This window comes from Streptomyces daliensis (genome assembly GCF_054782395.1).
This window is the reverse complement of sequence record NZ_BAAGSO010000093.1, coordinates 58187-74374: the sequence shown is the minus strand read 5'-3', so window position 1 is coordinate 74374 and position 16188 is coordinate 58187. Positions and strand designations below refer to the sequence as shown.

Genomic DNA, 16188 nt, shown 5'->3' with positions numbered 1-16188 from the left:
CGGATTCGGTACGTGGTCGTGGGCGCCGCGGGGGTGGCGCCCGGTAGGTCGTGGGCGCCCGTGGGGAAGGCGCCCGGTAGGTCGTGGGCGCCCGTGGGGTGGGCGCCCGGTGGTGGCCGGGACCGGAAGCCCCGTGCCTTCGGCCCTGCCCGCGGCGCGGCGGGGTATCCGTGTGCGCCGTGTTGCCGGTGGAATGCCGCGAGGTTTCTGTTCCCCGGTTTTCGTTCGAATCTACAAGACATGGCCGCTGGCCAGCCAAACGCTTCATGGTTTCGGTGACTGCACCGGGTGGGGCACGGATCGGTGTACTGAGGCGGCATCGCGTGAACAGGACATGAACAGGCCCTCGCGGGCCGGCCCGTACCCCCCTCCGACCCCTCACCCCCTCGTCCGACGCATCGAGCGAAGTCAGCGAATCGAGAAGAGACACCATGGAGTTCCTGCGCCCCGCCAGTTGGGAGGAGGCGCTCGCCGCGAAGGCCGAGCACCCCACCGCTGTGCCCATCGCGGGCGGTACCGATGTCATGGTCGAGATCAACTTCGACCACCGTCGTCCCGAGTACCTGCTGGACCTGAACCGTATCGCCGAGCTTCGGGAGTGGGAGACCGGCGAGGAGCACGTGCGGCTCGGGGCCTCCGTCCCGTACACGCACATCATCGAGCACCTGCGTACCGAGCTGCCGGGGCTCGCCCTCGCGGGCCACACCGTCGGCTCCCCGCAGATCCGCAACCGGGGCAGCGTCGGCGGCAACCTCGGCGCGGCCTCGCCCGCCGGGGACTCGCACCCGGCGCTGCTCGCGGCAGGGACCGAGGTCGAGGCGGTCTCGGTGCGCGGCACCCGCCTCATCCCCGCCGAGGAGTTCTACACGGGCGTCAAGCGCAACGCGCTGGCCGACGACGAGCTGATCAGGGCCGTGCACATCAGGAAGGCGCACGGGCCCCAGCAGTTCTCGAAGATCGGCACCCGCAACGCCATGGTCATCGCGGTCTGCGCTTTCGGCATCGCGCTGCACCCGGAAACGCGCACTGTGCGGACCGGCGTCGGCTCGGCCGCGCCCACTCCCTTCCGCGCCACGGCGGCCGAGGACTTCCTCAACGCGGCGCTGGAGGAGGGCGGCTTCTGGGACAGCGGGAAGATCATCACTCCGTCGGTCGCGAAGCAGTTCGCCGAGCTGTGCTCGGGGGCCTGCAACCCGATCGACGACGTACGCGGCAGCGCCCGCTACCGCCGCCACGCGGTCGGCGTCATGGCCCGTCGCACGCTCGGCTGGGCCTGGGAGAGCTACCGGGCCTCGGGCCCGGCGAACGGCTCGGGAAGCGGAACCGGCACCGGAACCGGAACCGGCGCCCGTACGAGCGGAAACATCAGCGAAGGGGGCGCACAGTGCGCGTGACATTCACCGTCAACGGACGGCGGCACGAGGCGGACGACGTGTGGGAGGGCGAGTCCCTGCTCTACGTCCTGCGCGAGCGCATGGGCCTGCCCGGCTCGAAGAACGCCTGTGAGCAGGGTGAATGCGGCTCCTGCACGGTCCGGCTCGACGGCGAGCCCGTCTGCGCCTGTCTCGTCGCTGCCGGTCAGGTCGAGGGCCGCGAGGTCGTCACCGTCGAAGGGCTCGCGGACTACGCGAAGGCACGTGCACGCGCGGCGGGCGGCTGCGCGAGCGGCGCCTGCGGAAGCGACGCCACCGGCGGCCACGCCGCAGCGGCCCACCGCACCAGCGCCGCCGCCGAGCAGCGCTGGGAGGCGAAGCCCACCCAGGACGCAGGCGCCGAACTCGCCCCCGTCCAGCAGGCGTTCATCGACGCGGGCGCCGTCCAGTGCGGCTTCTGCACGCCGGGACTCCTCGTCGCGGCCGACGAGCTGATCGAGCGCAACCCGCAGCCGTCCGACGCCGACATCCGCGAGGCGCTCTCGGGCAACCTGTGCCGCTGCACCGGCTACGAGAAGATCCTCGACGCGGTACGGCTGGCCGCGGCACGCGGCGACCACGCCACGACGGCGACGACGGGAAAGGCGGTCTGACCATGGCCGGAGCCACCAGGACCCCCACCGAGATCACCCAGGGCAGCACCACCAAGGGCGGCATCGGCGAGTCCACGCTGCGCCCCGACGGCACGCTCAAGGTCACCGGCGAGTTCGCCTACTCGTCCGACCTGTGGCACGAGGACATGCTGTGGGGCTTCACCCTGCGCAGCCCGCACGCCCACGCGCTGATCCGTTCCGTCGACGTGTCCGAGGCGCTGAAGACACCCGGCGTCTACTCCGTCATGACGCACGACGACCTCCCCGCCAAGACCCACTTCGGGCTGGAGATCCACGACCAGCCGGTGCTGGCCAAGGACCGGGTGCGCTACCACGGCGAGGCCGTCGCCATCGTCGCAGCCGACCATCCGGAGACCGCGCGCCGAGCCGCCGCGAAGATCGTCGTGGACTACGAGGAGCTGCCTCCCGTCCACGACGAGCAGAGCGCGACGGGCCCGGACGCGACGCTCCTGCACCCCGGCCGCGACGACCACCACGCGCCCCACTCCCCGCACCCCAACGTCGTCCACCGGCAGCCCGTGAAGTGCGGTGACGTGGCGTCGGCGAAGGCGCGGGCCGATGTGGTCGTGCGGCACGACTACGAAGTGGGCATGCAGGACCAGGCGTTCCTCGGCCCGGAGTCGGGGCTCGCCGTGCCCGCCGAGGACGGCGGCGTCGACCTGTACATCGCCACCCAGTGGCTGCACGTCGACCGCGACCAGCTCGCGCCCGTCCTCGGCCTCCCCGCCGACAAGGTGCGGCTGACGCTCTCGGGCGTCGGCGGTGCCTTCGGTGCCCGCGAGGACCTGTCCATGCAGGCGCACGCGTGCCTGCTGGCGATGGCCACCGGCAAGCCCGTGAAGATCGTCTACAACCGGTACGAGTCGTTCTTCGGGCATGTGCACCGCCACCCCGCCAAGCTCACCTACGAGCACGGCGCCACCAGCGACGGCACCATCCTCTACATGACCGCGCGCATCGTCCTGGACGGCGGCGCCTACGCCTCCTCGTCCCCGGCCGTCGTCGGCAACGCCGCCTCGCTCGCGGTCGGCCCGTACGACATCCCCAACGTCGACGTCGAAGCACTCGCGCTCTACACCAACAACCCGCCCTGCGGGGCCATGCGCGGCTTCGGCGCGGTGCAGGCGTGCTTCGCGTACGAGTCGCAGATGGACCGCCTCGCCGAGGCGCTCGGCATGGACCCCGTCGAGCTGCGCCAGAAGAACGCCATGTCCCAGGGCTCGGTCATGCCCACGGGCCAGGAGGTGGACTCCCCGGCCCCTGTCGCTGAGATCCTGCGCCGCGTCAAGGCCATGCCGCTGCCCCCGGAGAAGCAGTGGGAGAGCGGTTCAGGCGGCTCCGGTGACCCCGGTACGGGCGGTACGACCGTGGATGTGCGGGCGCTGCCCGGCGGCCTGTCCAACACCACGCACGGCGAGGGTGTCGTACGGGGCGTCGGCTACGCGGTGGGCATCAAGAACGTCGGCTTCTCCGAGGGCTTCGACGACTACTCCACCGCGCGGGTGCGCCTCGAAGTCGTCGGCGGCCGGCCCGTCGCGCTGGTGCACACGGCGATGGCCGAGGTCGGCCAGGGCGGTGTCACCGTGCACGCGCAGATCGCGCGCACCGAACTGGGCGTCACCGACGTCACCATCCACCCCGCGAACACGCAGGTCGGCTCGGCGGGCTCCACCTCCGCCTCCCGGCAGACCTATATGACGGGCGGCGCGGTCAAGAACACCTGCGAGGCCGTGCGCGCGAAGGTGCTGGAGCTGGGGCGGGCCAAACTCGGCTCGTACCACCCGGCGTGGGCGCGTGCCGAACTCCTCCTGGAGGGCGGCAAGGTCGTCACCGACGGCGGCGAAGTCGTCGCCGACCTGGCCGAGGTCCTGGGCGATACGGCCATCGACCTGGAGCTGGAGTTCCGGCACCGGCCGACCGAGCCGTTCGACCTGAAGACCGGGCAGGGCTTCGGCCACGTCCAGTACAGCTTCGCCGCGCACCGCGCCGTGGTCGAGGTCGACACCGACCTCGGCCTGGTCAAGGTCATCGAACTGGCCTGCGCGCAGGACGTCGGCAAGTCCCTGAACCCGCTGTCCACCGTCGGCCAGATACAGGGCGGTACGACACAGGGCCTGGGGCTGGCCGTCATGGAGGAGATCGTGGTGGACCCGAGCGCGAAGGTCCGCAACCCCTCCTTCACGGACTATCTGATCCCCACCATCCTCGACACCCCCACCATCCCCGTGGATGTCCTGGAGCTGGCGGACGAGCACGCGCCGTACGGGCTGCGCGGCATCGGCGAGGCCCCGACGCTCTCGTCCACCCCGGCCGTCGTCGCGGCGATACGCGATGCGACGGGCCTGGCGCTGAACCGCGTCCCGGTCCGCCCGGAGCACCTGACGGGCACGTAGCCGTTCGACGGGCGGGGGCGTTCACCACAGCAGCGCCCGCCCGTCACCCGCCCCGCCAGTCACCCCCGCTCCCCACCCCACCGTTCGTCTCGGGCCGTCCCCCGGGTCGTGCATCCCAAATCCCCGGCACTCCGCCAGGGGTGCCCCTATGAACCTTGGGAGTCAGCACACCATGACCCACTCGCAAGTGGAGCCGAAGACCTCGGCGGAGGACGCGGGCCCCGGCTCACGCGTCCCCGCAGGACGGTCCTGGCTCGACCGCTACTTCCACATCTCCGACAGAGGATCGACGCTCGCCCGCGAGGTGCGCGGCGGTGTCACCACCTTCATGGCGATGGCCTACATCGTCCTGCTCAACCCCGTCATCCTCTCCGTCCCCGACGCGAGCAAGGCCACCCTCGACGCGGGCCAGGTCACCACAGCCACCGCGTTCGCCGCCGCGGCGACCACCATCGTCATGGGCCTGCTCGGCAATGTGCCGCTCGCCCTCGCGGCCGGGCTCAGCGTCTCCGCCGTGCTCGCCTTCCAGGTCGCACCCGAGATGACCTGGGCCAACGCGTTCGGCATGTGTGTCATCTACGGCGCCGTCATCATCCTGCTCGTCGTCACCGGGCTGCGGCGGCTCATCATGGACGCCATCCCGCTGGCGATGAAGCACGCCATCACCATGGGCATCGGCCTGTTCGTCACCCTGATCGGGCTCGTGCAGGCGGGCTTCGTCACCAGCATGCCGGGCCCTGGCGGTCTCGCGGGCGAGAAGCCGATCCAGCTCGGCACGCACGACATGCTCACCGGCTGGCCGGTGCTGTGCTTCGCGGTCACCGTGCTGCTGACCTTCATGCTTCAGGTGCGGCGCGTGCCGGGCGCCATCCTGATCGGCATCGTGGGCGGCACGCTCTTCGCCGCAGCGGTGCACCAGTTCGCCGGGCTCGACAAGAAGGACTGGGGCGGCAGGAACGCGCCCGAGATCACCGGCGGTGTCGTCAGCACCCCCGACTTCGGGCTGTTCGGCAATGTCTCCTTCGACGGCATCGCCGACGTCGGCGCGGTCACGGTGGGCGTCATCGTCTTCACCCTCGTCCTCGCCGGGTTCTTCGACGCCATCGGCACCATCATCGGCATCGGCCAGCAGGCCGACCTCGCCGACAAGGACGGCAAGATGCCGGGGCTCAACAAGGCGCTGGCCATCGATGGCGCGGGCGGCGTCGTCGGCGGCGTCGCCGGGGCCTCAGGGCAGACCGTCTTCGTCGAGTCGACGGCGGGCGTCGGGGACGGAGCCCGCACCGGCCTCGCCAGCGTCGTCACCGGGCTGGGCTTCACCCTGTGCCTGTTCTTCACCCCACTGGCGCAGGTCATCCCGACACAGGTGGCGGCTGCCGCGCTGGTCGTCATCGGTTCGATGATGATGACCAACGCACAGCACATCGACTGGAACGACCCGGCGACGTCCGTCCCGGTCTTCCTGACGACGGTGCTGATGCCGTTCACGTACTCCATCACGGCGGGCATCGCGGCAGGCTGCGTCTCGTACGTCCTCATCAAGGCGGTCCAGGGGAAGTGGCGCGACCCCGGCTGGCTGATGTGGGCACTGGCGGCCGTGTTCCTCGTCTACTTCGCGCTCAGCCCGATCGAGGGCTGGCTGGGCAGGTAACGGGCGGGCCGCGCGGCCGTACGCTCGCTCGTACGACCGCGCGGCCACGAACCCGTCCCGCACACGTTAAGGAGCACCAGATGCTGGACATCGCTGCCGAACTGCACCAGTGGTGCGAGGAGGGGCGCGACTTCGCGGTCGCCACGGTCGTGGCCGTGGGCGGCAGCGCGCCCCGGCAGCCGGGTGCGGCGCTCGCCGTCGACGCGGCGGGCGAGGCGGTCGGCAGCGTGTCGGGCGGCTGCGTGGAGGGCGCGGTCTACGAGCTGTGCCAGCAGGCGCTGGCCGAGGGCACCGTCGTGTCCGAGCGCTTCGGATACAGCGACGAGGACGCGTTCGCCGTCGGCCTGACCTGCGGCGGCGTCATCGACATCCTGGTCACGCCGGTACGGGCCGACAGCGCGCGGCGCGCCACCTTCGCCGCCGCGCTCGGCGCGGCGGCGCGCGGGGAGAGCGCGGCCGTGGCCCGCGTCGTGGAGGGCCCTGACGACCTGCTGGGCGGCGCCCTGCACGTACGCGACGCACGCGCCGACGGCATCAGCACCAGCACCACCGGCACCCTCGGCGGCCACCCCGCGCTGGACGCCACGGCGGCTGCCGAGGCCCGCGCCCTGCTCGACGCGGGCCGCACGGCGACCGTCGCGATCGGCGCCGAGGGCAGCCGCTGCGGCAGCCCCCTGACGCTGCTGGTCGAGTCGAGCGTGCCGCCGCCGCTGATGCTGGTGTACGGCGCGATCGACTTCGCCGCCGCGCTCGTGCGCGCCGGGCGCTTCCTCGGCTACCGCGTCACGGTGTGCGACGCGCGCCCCGTCTTCGCGACGGCGGCCCGCTTCCCGGAGGCGGACGAGGTCGTCGTCGACTGGCCGCACCGCCATCTGGAGGAGCATGCCGCCGCGGGGGGTCTCGACGGGCGGACGGTGGTCTGCGTCCTCACGCACGATGCGAAGTTCGACGTGCCGCTGCTGGAGCGGGCGCTGCGGCAGCCCGTCGCGTACGTCGGCGCGATGGGCTCGCGCCGCACCCACGAGGACCGGCTCGGGCGGCTGCGCGAGGCGGGGCTGACGGAGATCGAGCTGTCCCGGCTGCACTCGCCGATCGGCCTCGACCTGGGGGCGCGTACGCCCGAGGAGACGGCGCTGTCGATCGCCTCCGAGATCGTCGCCGTCCGCCGCGGCGGCTCGGGCACCTCCCTCACGGGCGCGCACACCCCGATCCACCACGACGTGACGGCGCTGCCGGGGCGGATCGGCTCGGTGGCGTGACGGAGCGTCAATCTCCTTGATGCATAAGCGAGTTGACGTTAAATCCGATCCCGGTTCCATCCGGACGCGGAGGCGGCTCCTGAACGAGAATGAGCTTTTTCCAACCTCAGGGTGAGTCGTGACGAAGGGCGGGATGGTCTTCACGATGGCGCCGATCCGGCTGAGAGCTACCGCGGAGCTGCGCACCGACCGGTGACCGGTCGGTGCGGGCTCGGTCTACCGGTTCGCGGTTTCGCGAGAGGCGATCCGGTTCCTGCGGCCGACCGCGCGGCCCACCGTGTTGCGCACCGCGAGGCCCGGCCGGGTGCGGGGCACCATGAGCCTGGAGAGCGGACCGACGCGTCGCTGCCGCGGGCCTACCTCACGGCGGAGCCGCGACTCGTAGGCGGCGAAGGCGCGGGTGTGATCACCGGGATGGGCGGCGAGCTCTTCTGCGAGGGCGTACGCGCCCGCCATCGCCATGCTGGACCCGTCGCCCAGCAGGGCCGTCGCCGCCGCCGCGTCCCCGAGCAGTACGACCCGTCCGCGGGACCACGAGGGCACCCGGACGGTGGTCAGGGGGTCGAAGTACGGAGCCGGGTGGTCGAGGAAGGCCGCCACGAGTTCCGGTGCCCGCCACCGCACGTCGGCGTAGGCGTCGGCCACGATCTGCTTGTGAAGGGCGATGTTCTTGCGGTCGTAGGGCGCCGGCTGTGCGGCCCGGAAGGTGAAGATCGCGAGCGGGGTGGTCCGCGAGGGGTGGAGGACCAGCATCCGGTTCGGCACGGTCAGCATCGTCATCTCGGTCGGGTCCTCGATGGCGTCGGGTTCCAGCGGGACGGTCGCGCCGTACAGGCCCAGGTCGCTCGCGAACTGCCGCTCGGGGCCGAATACCAGGCGCCGTACGGTGGAGTGGATCCCGTCGGCACCGACTACCAAGTCGAAGCGCCGTGGCGCGGACCGCCGGAAGGTGACGTCGACCCCGCCTTCGTCCTGGTCGAGAGCGGTGACCGTGTCGTCGAACAAGAATTCGACCTCGGTCTGCGCCGACCGGTGGAGCACCTCGGACAGGTCGGCTCGGGTCACCTCGACCGTCGGCGCCTTGTCCGAGGTGAGGGGGAGTTGCAGGATTCGCCTGCCGTCGGGGTCGAGCAGGGTCAGTGACCGATTGCGGGTGGCGAGCCCGTGGAGCTGCGGGAGGATGCCCATGCGGTCGGCGACCGGGATCGCGGGCCCCTTCACGACGATCGCGCTGCCACCGGAGCGCAGCTGCCGGGCGTGTTCGACGACCGTCGGCCGGTAGCCGTTCCGGGAGAGCCAGTAGGCGAGTGCGGGCCCTGCGATTCCGGCACCGACTATCAGCACCTCGGGCTTCTTCATGACGATGTCCTCTCGGAGTGTCGATGACCAGGTCCCCGGCGAGTGCCGGGCCGGGTCTGAGGGTGCGGCGGCACGGGGCAGCGCAACCCGGTCAAGGTACGAAAGATTTCGTACCTCAGGGGAGCACATCCTTCAGGTACGATGCAAGTCGTACTTGAAGGAGGTGCCGCGTGACCGGGAAGAACCTGGTCGGCCCGGAGGCCGATGCGCTCGATCTGGGTGCGGTGTTCCGCGCCCTCGCCGACGAGCACCGTCGTTCGGTGATGACGGAGCTGGCCGCCGACCGCAGCGACAGTGAGCGGGGCTGCAACTCGTTCGATCTTCCGATCTCGAAGCAGACCCAGACCCACCACTTCCGGGTCCTGCGCGAGGCAGGTCTCATCGACGAGATCGACTACGGCAACCGCAAGGGCATCCGTCTACGACGCGCGGACATCGAGAAGAGATTCCCCGGGCTGCTCGCGCTCCTCCTGGGAGCAGAGCCCCCGGCCGGTACCGCTCCTCGCTGAGCACAGCTGAGCACCGCTGAGCACACCGGAGGGGAGTCCGAGTCGGCCCTGAGCCGCGAGCGCTCCCTCACGCCCATACCCAAGGGCGAGGACCCGCCCACCACCGCCGAGCTGGAAGCGGTCAAGACCGAGGTCACGGGCTTCCTGGACAAGGCCACCACATCCGACGACGACGCGGCGAAGGCCCTGCGCGAGCTGGCCGACCTCTCGAAGACCGGCTTCGCCGACGCCCCCGTCATCAAGGACCGCGACCACGCCCTGGCCGATCTGAGGCGGGCTGCGATCCGGCACCGTGGCATCGAGCTGGAGAAGCAGTACAAGAAGGACACGAGGTGGCCGTACGAGTGGGACGAGAACGGTGAGCACGAGAGGTGGGGTGACTCGGAGTACGTCGGTCAGGTCGGATGGGCGGAGCGGGACCTGATGAAGAGCAGACCGCTGGAAGGCACCGCTTACCTGAAGATCTCGGAATGGGCCTCGAAGACTGCGGAGGAAGAGGCGGATAAGAACCCGAACCTCGACAAGAATGCTTTCCGTCACGCGATCTGGCAGGCCAAACTGACCTACCTCATGGGGGAGGACAAGGCGAAGCTCTGGGCCGACGCGCACGAGGCGTACCACCCGAAATCGGCGCACCCGGACCACATGGCGGACCTGGTCAACAACGAATACGGCAGAGACCTCGGCCACCGGACGGAGAGCGAGGGCCCGGCGAAACCGATCACCCCCGGCGGTCCGAGCGCTGACGCGCAGGCCGAGGAACGCATCCTGGACGAGGCCCGCCGCTACGCGCAGTCTGACGACTTCGCACACGAGGACCACTTCAATGACTTCGACTGACGACGCACCGGCCACCGACGCCTCCCGCGTCAGGAGGTGGCTGCGCCCTCTGAGTATCGCGGTGGGCGGGGTCACGATCGCGGTCGTCGCGCTCGGCGTCGTCGTGTACTTCGGCTTCCTCGGCGGCCCACCGCCCGACGTGGACGAGTCCGACCTCACCGGGGCCTGGAAGGGCGACCAGGGCGGCGAGATGCACTTCCGCGAGGACGGCGGATTCAGCGCGACGAGCGTCAGCCTCGGCGCGGACTGCGCGCCCGGCGAGGGCGCCCCGGCGGAGGGTGCGCGCATCTCGGGAACGGGCACCTGGAAGCTGGAGGACTTCCCTGACGAGGGGCCCGGCGCGGACATCGTGTTCAGACCCGACAGCGGGCGGGTGGAGAAGTGCCGGATGCGGGCGTCCTTCCCTGACCCGGATGCGCCCTCGAAGCTTTATCTCATGCACGAGATCGGTGGCCACGAGGTCTACAAGCGCAAGTAGGCGCGCCCCACGGAGAAGACCCCGCACATGCCGGACCCGAACCCGAACCCGAACCCGATCCCGAACCCGGGCCGGGGCCCGGTCGCCGCCCCCTTTCAGCGTGATCTAGCGCGGAACCCCGGGCGTTCACGCCCGGGAGGAAGCGCTTCTTCATGCGGCTCTGACCCGCGCGGGTTGCACGGGTCTGCGCTATTGACCTCAGCCGGGACGTTTCTGGTTCTCGATGTACTCCTTGATGACGGCGAGTGGGGCGCCCCCGCACGAGGCGGCGAAGTAGGACGGCGACCAGAAGTGCTGACCCCACAGGTACGTGCGGATGTGGCCGGGGAACTCCTGTCGGAGGCGCCGGGCGGAGACACCCTTGAGGGAGCCTACGAGTCGGGAGATGGCGACCTTGGGCGGGTAGTGCACGAGCAGGTGGACGTGATCGCGTTCGCCGTTGAACTCCCGCAGCTCCGCGCCGAAGTCGGTGCACACGTCGCGCATGACCTCTTCGCAGCGCCGAAGGATCTCGTCGGTGAATGGTCCGCGCCGATACTTGGGGGTGAAGACCAAGTGTGCGTGGAGGCTGTAGACGACGCTACGGCCCCTGCGGATATCGGGGTCTGGCTCCCAGCGTGGTGACATAGACCAATGTTACGATTGCTCCCATGAAGATCGTGACGCAGGTCAAACTCCTGCCGGATGCCGTGCAGGCATCCGTGCTTGAGCGCACCCTGGGCACGGTCAATGACGCCGCGAACTGGGTGTCGCAGGTGGCGTTCGAGCACGGGGTGCCGCGTGAGTACGAGCTGCGCAAGCACACCTACGCCCACCTCAAAGCCCGTGGGCTGGGAGCGCAGGCCGCGCAACACGTCATCAAGAAGGTGCGCGACGCCTACACCACGCTCAAAGCCAACATCCGTGCCGGGAATCTCGGCAAGGAAGGCTCCAAGCGCCGCCGCAAGGCTGAGTCCAAGCCGATCACGTTCCGGCCCCAGGCCGCGCAGCCGTATGACGATCGGTGCCTGAGCTGGCAGTATGACCAGCGGACCGTGTCCGTCTGGACCGTGGACGGCCGGGTCAAGAACGTCTCATTCGTGTGCTCCCCGGACGCGCTCAAGATGCTCCAGGCGCACCGGCAAGGCGAATCCGACCTGATCGAGCGCGATGGCGTGTTCTACCTCGTCGCCACCTGTGACGTGCCCGAAGCTGAGCAGTACGAGCCGGACGGCTTCATCGGCGTGGACCTCGGGATCGAGAACATCGCCACCGCCTCCACCGGTTACCTCGCGGCCGGGCGGGGACTCAACCGGTACCGCAAGCGACAGCTTGCCTTGCGGGCCAAGCTCCAGAAGAAGCGCACCAAGAGCGCCAAGCGGCGGCTCAAGGCCGGTGCCCGCAAGGAAGCGCGGCACGCCGCCAACCAGAACCACATCATCTCCAAGACGATCGTGACCGAGGCTGAACGCACCTCGGCCGGGATCTCCCTGGAAGAACTCAAGGGGATCCGGCAGAGGGTACGGCTTCGCAAGCCCCAACGGGTCGCACTCCATTCCTGGGCCTTTGCCCAGCTCGGAGACTTCATCGTCTACAAGGCCAAGCGGGCCGGTGTGCCCCTGGTCTTCGTTGATCCCGCGTACACGTCGCAGATGTGCGCCGAGTGTGGCCATGTCGACAAGCGCAACCGTGTCGGCCAGGGGCTTTTCATCTGCCGGGGGTGCGGGGTCGTTGCCCACGCCGACCGGAATGCTTCCCACAACATCGCCACCCGTGGCGAGAGCGTGTGGAATGCGGGGCGTGAGTCACGCGTCCCTGCCACCCCATAACGGGGTGTCTGGACGGAGGAGTTCACCCCAGCAGCCAGTTGGGCACTACCTCCAAGCCCGGTCCTTCAAGGCCGGGTCAAGTTGACGGAGCGGTAGCGGTGACGTCCACGTCTGTGATGGCCGCGTCGGGGTGCCGTGCCCCCGTCAGTACCTGGTCCTGCCCGGTGTCGCCGAGGAGGTGGCGGCGGAAGAAGGCGCCGAGGTATGTGGTGGCGACATGGCGCTGCTGCTTCTCGGTGAGCTGTCTGGTCGGCGCCGCGTCCTCACGGTCAGTGCACTGCCCGGGGTGTCCTTTCACCGGTGTGGCGTCGTCGAAGGCCGCGACCTGCCGGCTCTGAGGCGACCACTGCGTGTTGAAGTAGTTGTGGTTCGCCCCGTGGATCGCGAACCGGTAGAAGCCGCTGCGGTTCCCCTTCGCTGCGTCGGCCGCGAACGAGAACGCCTCGCCGCCGACCTGTCCGTCGCATGTTCCCCGGAAGGTGGCGAAGGGAGTCTTGGTGATCGTGTACGGGGACATGTCCTCCGTCATCACGTTGTAGGCGGGCGCCACTGCCGCCACCGCCTTGACGTCGACGCCCTTGGGCCACTGCCTCCGATGGCTGTCGGCCGCCTGCCAGGTGGCTCCGGCCCCTGCCCTGGAGTGCCCCATGATCCCTACGTTGCCCATGTCGACGTGGTGGGCGAAGCCGACGCGTCGCGCCGCTCCGGTCGCCGGGTCGACGAACTTCCCGGCCAGCTCACCCTTGCCCTTGGAGCTGAGCTCCTGCCACATGCGCAGATGCCGGTTGATGACATCCGCCCGCGCGGCGGGGTTGTCATCCCCGGACAGCGGGGAGGCGTTGATGCCGTTGCCGCCGACCGAGGCCACGACGAACCCCTGAGCGGCCAACTCGCGGGCCACGTAGTCATATCCGCGCTCGCTGGGCAGGGCGGGTGTTCCCTTCGCACACGGCCAGGCGAACAGCATGGCGCTGGCGGCTTCGTACGCGGCATCGTCCCCGCTGGCTTCGGCGGCGGTGCGCGCCGCGTCCGCCTTCCGGTCGGCGCAGGTCTCGTGCCAGCCGTGCAGCATCACGATCAGTGGATGCCGCCCCGTGCCCAGGTTGGCGGGGTAGTGCACCACCCCGGTCAGCTCGGCCGGCTCACCCGTCTGTGGCAGCTTCCATGCCTCGTCGCCCAAGTCGTAGCGGACCGTCCTCGTGGCCCCGGACGAAGGGTTCGCGCTCCGTTCCGTCTCCTCGTTCGGCGCTGCGGCGCCGGTTGCGGCCGTATATGTGAAGGCCGCTGCTGCCGCGGACAGCACCGCCGCCGACAGGCCCAGCAGACGGGCCGAAGCCCTCGTGCGCTTGTGTCGCTTCATCATGTCTCTCTCGGTGAGTGCAGGTGAGTACAGGACCGGGCCCGGGTGAAGGTGAAGGTGAAGGCCGGCCTCAGCGGGCGGTGGCGTAGGAATCCACCACGAAGCGGATGACCCGGTCCTGCAACGCGGCTCCTGAGTCACCTCCGCGCCTGATCATGTCCGTTCCGTGGCGACCGCTCTTGTCGATGACCAGTTCCTTCTCGCGGGCGACGGAGGCTGCGTAGACCTCACGGACCTGCTTCTCCACGGCGCCCCGCATGTCTCCGGGCGACACGACGAGAAGCGTCGGAACGTCCAGCTTCCGCACCGCCGCCACGGCGTCCGCCCCGATGCACCGGGCAGGCGAGGACATCATCAGCAGGCCCACCACCCGCAAGGGTGTGTCGGTCCCGGCGACCGCCGCCGTCGAGCCCCCGCACGACGCCCCCGCCAGGAACACCCTCTTCGCGCCGACGCGCCGCAGTTCCGCCAGTCCGGCACGGGCATCCCGGGTGATGTGCTCGTTGACGGCCAGCTTCTCGGACGCACCGTGATTGCGGTACTCGGGGATCACCACGTGGTAGCCACGCTTCGCCAACTGCCGTCCGATGTCGATGAACGAGCAGATGTTGTAGCCCTGCTCGTGATCCAGGAGAACGCCGTCGGGCCCGTCCCCCAGGACCAGCGCCGACAGATGCGCCCCGTCGCTGGTCGTCAGCGTGGTGGCCTTGCTCCTCAGGTCCTTGGGCACGCAGGTGTTGACGAGATGCCCCCGTGCCGTGCGCACCGTGCGGTCGGGAGAGCTCGGCTTGTACGAGACGGGCTCATGATCCGGCGGTGCGGCAGGAGCACTGCTCCGCGCCCCGGAGGGTGTCGGCGCGGTGGGCGTCGCGGCCCCCGCTTCCGTGTCGCGCCCGGACTCGTCGGCCGGGCTCGCACAGCCCGACACCAGGCCCAGGCTCAGGCCCAGGCACGCCAGCGCGGCGGCGGCGACAGCTCTGACTTTCCGCATGGTCATCCTCAGGTCTCACATCCGACGGCGACGTGTCCCGCGCATGCTGGACACGCACGTCCGCACCAGGGCGGAACATCCCCTACGCCTTGACAGACGTGCGGACCTGCCCGAGGTTGCAGGCCGCGACGATCCATGTTCCGGCAGCGGGGGAGGCCGGAGACGGACACGCCACGCCACGCCACACCATGCCTGGACCTGGAGCACCGTAGAACTCTTCTCGTGTCGTCAGGGGCGGGCCGACACCACCGGCAGGTCCTGGGACGGTTTCATGGGGTCCGCCGCACGGCTGTCGGCGGGGTTCCGCCACGGCAACGCGGGGGCGTCCCCGGACTTCCCGGTGGCGTCGGGCGGCGTCGGCCCGCCCCTGACGTATCGCCCGCGCGCTCCTAGGCTTCCGCTGTGGACGAGAGCACAGACATGGACACCGGCACACAGGGCGACAGTGCCCAGGACACCAGCACACAGGACACCAGCACACAGCGCATACGGATCAGACCGGGCGGCCCCTCCGACGCGGCGGCCGTACTCGGCATGCTCGACGGCGCCGTGGCGTGGATGAACGCGCGGGGCAACACCGAGCAGTGGGGCACGACACCGTACTCGCGGAGGCCGGGCGGGGCGGCACGGGTGGAGCGGTACACGGCCGAGGACGACCCGTACGTCGCGGAGCTGTCCGGGGCTCCCGTCGGCGCCCTGATCCTGGGCACCGGGCCCAGCCCGCACATGCCGATCGCCCCGGCAGGGGAACCCGAGCGCTACGTGCGCCTGCTGGTCTCCGACCGGCGCCACGCCGGTCTGGGCATCGGTGCCGCCCTGCTGGCCCGCGCCGTGGAGGAGGCCCGCCGGGCGGGTGTCGGCCTGCTGCGGGTGGACTGCTGGGCGGGCGGCGGAGGCGAACTCGTCGCGTTCTACGAACGCAACGGCTTCACCCCCACCGCCCGCTTCCTGGCCGGCGACGCGGGCACCTGGCCGGGCCAGCTACTGTCCCGCCGCGTCACCTGACGGCGCGCAACGCACCCGGGGCCGCCGACGTGGGTTCCGCCCTGACGGCCCGAGGGTCACGGGCGGTCCCCCGCGAGGGGCGGGGCGGGGAAGCCCGCGGCGTAGGACCAGATGTGGGGGAGGCCCTCCAGGTGGCCGGCGATCTGTACTCCCACTGGCGTCCGCACCGGTAACTTCCGTGTCGCGCACAGGAGTTCGCGGCGGCACCGTTCCAGTTCCCGTACCGCCCCGTGGCCCCATCGCACCGCCATGGCCAACCGGGCGCGGGTCAGTGCGTGTCCCGCGCGGCGCAGGTGGGGTGCGGCTGTGGGGGCGTCGCGGCCGAGGGCTTCGATGCGGGTGCGCAGCAGGCACAGGTCGTACCAGAAGGTGTATGAGACCTCGGCCAGCCACGCCTGGTGCCCGAGCGCCCGGAGGGCGGGTCGTACGAGGTGGTGGTGAGGGCCGTGCATGGCGGGTTTTCCTTCCTGAGCGCGACGGGCGGGGAC

General features: G+C 70.4%; 15 protein-coding genes. 10 read left to right on the top strand and 5 right to left on the bottom strand.

All coding sequences use genetic code 11. From position 1 onward, the window contains the following. Positions 1 to 431: 431 nt before the first annotated feature. The 5 genes from ACYVOO_RS22465 (at position 432) to ACYVOO_RS22445 (ending at position 7350) form a co-directional block, all read left to right on the top strand. Positions 432 to 1394 (top strand): FAD binding domain-containing protein, encoded by a 963-nt coding sequence (locus tag ACYVOO_RS22465; protein ID WP_461017472.1) that lies wholly within the window; start codon positions 432 to 434, stop codon positions 1392 to 1394. Next, positions 1385 to 2026 carry a (2Fe-2S)-binding protein gene (locus ACYVOO_RS22460; RefSeq protein ID WP_461017471.1) on the top strand — a complete coding sequence of 214 codons (642 nt, stop codon included), beginning with the start codon at positions 1385 to 1387 and terminating at the stop codon, positions 2024 to 2026. The genes ACYVOO_RS22465 and ACYVOO_RS22460 overlap by 10 nt, the downstream gene beginning before the upstream one ends. 2 nt (positions 2027 to 2028) lie before the next feature. Further along, positions 2029 to 4440, top strand: coding sequence for a xanthine dehydrogenase subunit D (gene pucD, locus ACYVOO_RS22455; RefSeq protein ID WP_461017470.1), 2412 nt, complete (start codon positions 2029 to 2031; stop codon positions 4438 to 4440). A 172-nt stretch (positions 4441 to 4612) separates the two neighbouring features. Continuing rightward, the gene (locus tag ACYVOO_RS22450; RefSeq protein ID WP_461017469.1) at positions 4613 to 6091 is read left to right on the top strand and encodes an NCS2 family permease; all 1479 of its coding nucleotides are present in this window, start codon (positions 4613 to 4615) and stop codon (positions 6089 to 6091) included. Between the two features lie 80 nt (positions 6092 to 6171). After that, the gene (locus ACYVOO_RS22445; protein WP_461017468.1) at positions 6172 to 7350 is read left to right on the top strand and encodes an XdhC family protein; all 1179 of its coding nucleotides are present in this window, start codon (positions 6172 to 6174) and stop codon (positions 7348 to 7350) included. 216 nt (positions 7351 to 7566) lie between these two features. On the opposite strand, the gene ACYVOO_RS22440 is transcribed toward ACYVOO_RS22445, so the two are convergent. Beyond that, positions 7567 to 8709 (bottom strand): FAD-dependent monooxygenase, encoded by a 1143-nt coding sequence (locus tag ACYVOO_RS22440; RefSeq protein WP_461017467.1) that lies wholly within the window; start codon positions 8707 to 8709, stop codon positions 7567 to 7569. A 170-nt stretch (positions 8710 to 8879) separates the two neighbouring features. Here ACYVOO_RS22440 and ACYVOO_RS22435 point away from each other — a divergent pair, with 170 nt between their 5' ends. The 3 genes from ACYVOO_RS22435 to ACYVOO_RS22425 all read left to right on the top strand — a co-directional run bounded on the left by ACYVOO_RS22435 (position 8880) and on the right by ACYVOO_RS22425 (position 10536). Further along, complete coding sequence (locus ACYVOO_RS22435) at positions 8880 to 9218, top strand: ArsR/SmtB family transcription factor (RefSeq protein ID WP_461017466.1); 339 nt, start codon at positions 8880 to 8882, stop codon at positions 9216 to 9218. Between the two features lie 423 nt (positions 9219 to 9641). After that, complete coding sequence (locus ACYVOO_RS22430) at positions 9642 to 10058, top strand: DUF6973 domain-containing protein (protein WP_461017465.1); 417 nt, start codon at positions 9642 to 9644, stop codon at positions 10056 to 10058. Further along, positions 10045 to 10536 carry a hypothetical protein gene (locus ACYVOO_RS22425; protein ID WP_461017464.1) on the top strand — a complete coding sequence of 164 codons (492 nt, stop codon included), beginning with the start codon at positions 10045 to 10047 and terminating at the stop codon, positions 10534 to 10536. Before ACYVOO_RS22430 ends, ACYVOO_RS22425 begins: the two co-directional genes overlap by 14 nt. 198 nt (positions 10537 to 10734) lie before the next feature. On the opposite strand, the gene tnpA is transcribed toward ACYVOO_RS22425, so the two are convergent. Then, the gene (gene tnpA, locus ACYVOO_RS22420; protein WP_461017463.1) at positions 10735 to 11163 is read right to left on the bottom strand and encodes an IS200/IS605 family transposase; all 429 of its coding nucleotides are present in this window, start codon (positions 11161 to 11163) and stop codon (positions 10735 to 10737) included. 23 nt (positions 11164 to 11186) lie between these two features. Here tnpA and ACYVOO_RS22415 point away from each other — a divergent pair, with 23 nt between their 5' ends. Then, a complete protein-coding gene (locus tag ACYVOO_RS22415) occupies positions 11187 to 12344 on the top strand; it encodes an RNA-guided endonuclease InsQ/TnpB family protein (RefSeq protein ID WP_461017462.1) in 1158 nt (385 codons plus the stop codon). A gap of 76 nt (positions 12345 to 12420) precedes the next feature. Here ACYVOO_RS22415 and ACYVOO_RS22410 read toward each other — a convergent pair whose 3' ends face one another. Together ACYVOO_RS22410 and ACYVOO_RS22405 are read right to left on the bottom strand one after the other, a co-directional pair. Continuing rightward, positions 12421 to 13707, bottom strand: a complete 1287-nt coding sequence (locus tag ACYVOO_RS22410) for an alpha/beta hydrolase (protein WP_461017461.1) — start codon at positions 13705 to 13707, stop codon at positions 12421 to 12423. 67 nt (positions 13708 to 13774) lie between these two features. Then, positions 13775 to 14695 (bottom strand): alpha/beta hydrolase, encoded by a 921-nt coding sequence (locus ACYVOO_RS22405; protein ID WP_461017460.1) that lies wholly within the window; start codon positions 14693 to 14695, stop codon positions 13775 to 13777. Positions 14696 to 15229: 534 nt separating this feature from the next. Here ACYVOO_RS22405 and ACYVOO_RS22400 point away from each other — a divergent pair. Then, complete coding sequence (locus tag ACYVOO_RS22400; protein ID WP_461017493.1) at positions 15230 to 15700, top strand: GNAT family N-acetyltransferase; 471 nt, start codon at positions 15230 to 15232, stop codon at positions 15698 to 15700. 56 nt (positions 15701 to 15756) lie between these two features. Here the strand turns inward: ACYVOO_RS22400 and ACYVOO_RS22395 are convergent, their stop codons facing one another. Next, entirely contained in the window at positions 15757 to 16152 is a 396-nt protein-coding gene (locus ACYVOO_RS22395) for a hypothetical protein (RefSeq protein WP_461017459.1), read from the bottom strand. Positions 16153 to 16188 lie beyond the last annotated feature (36 nt).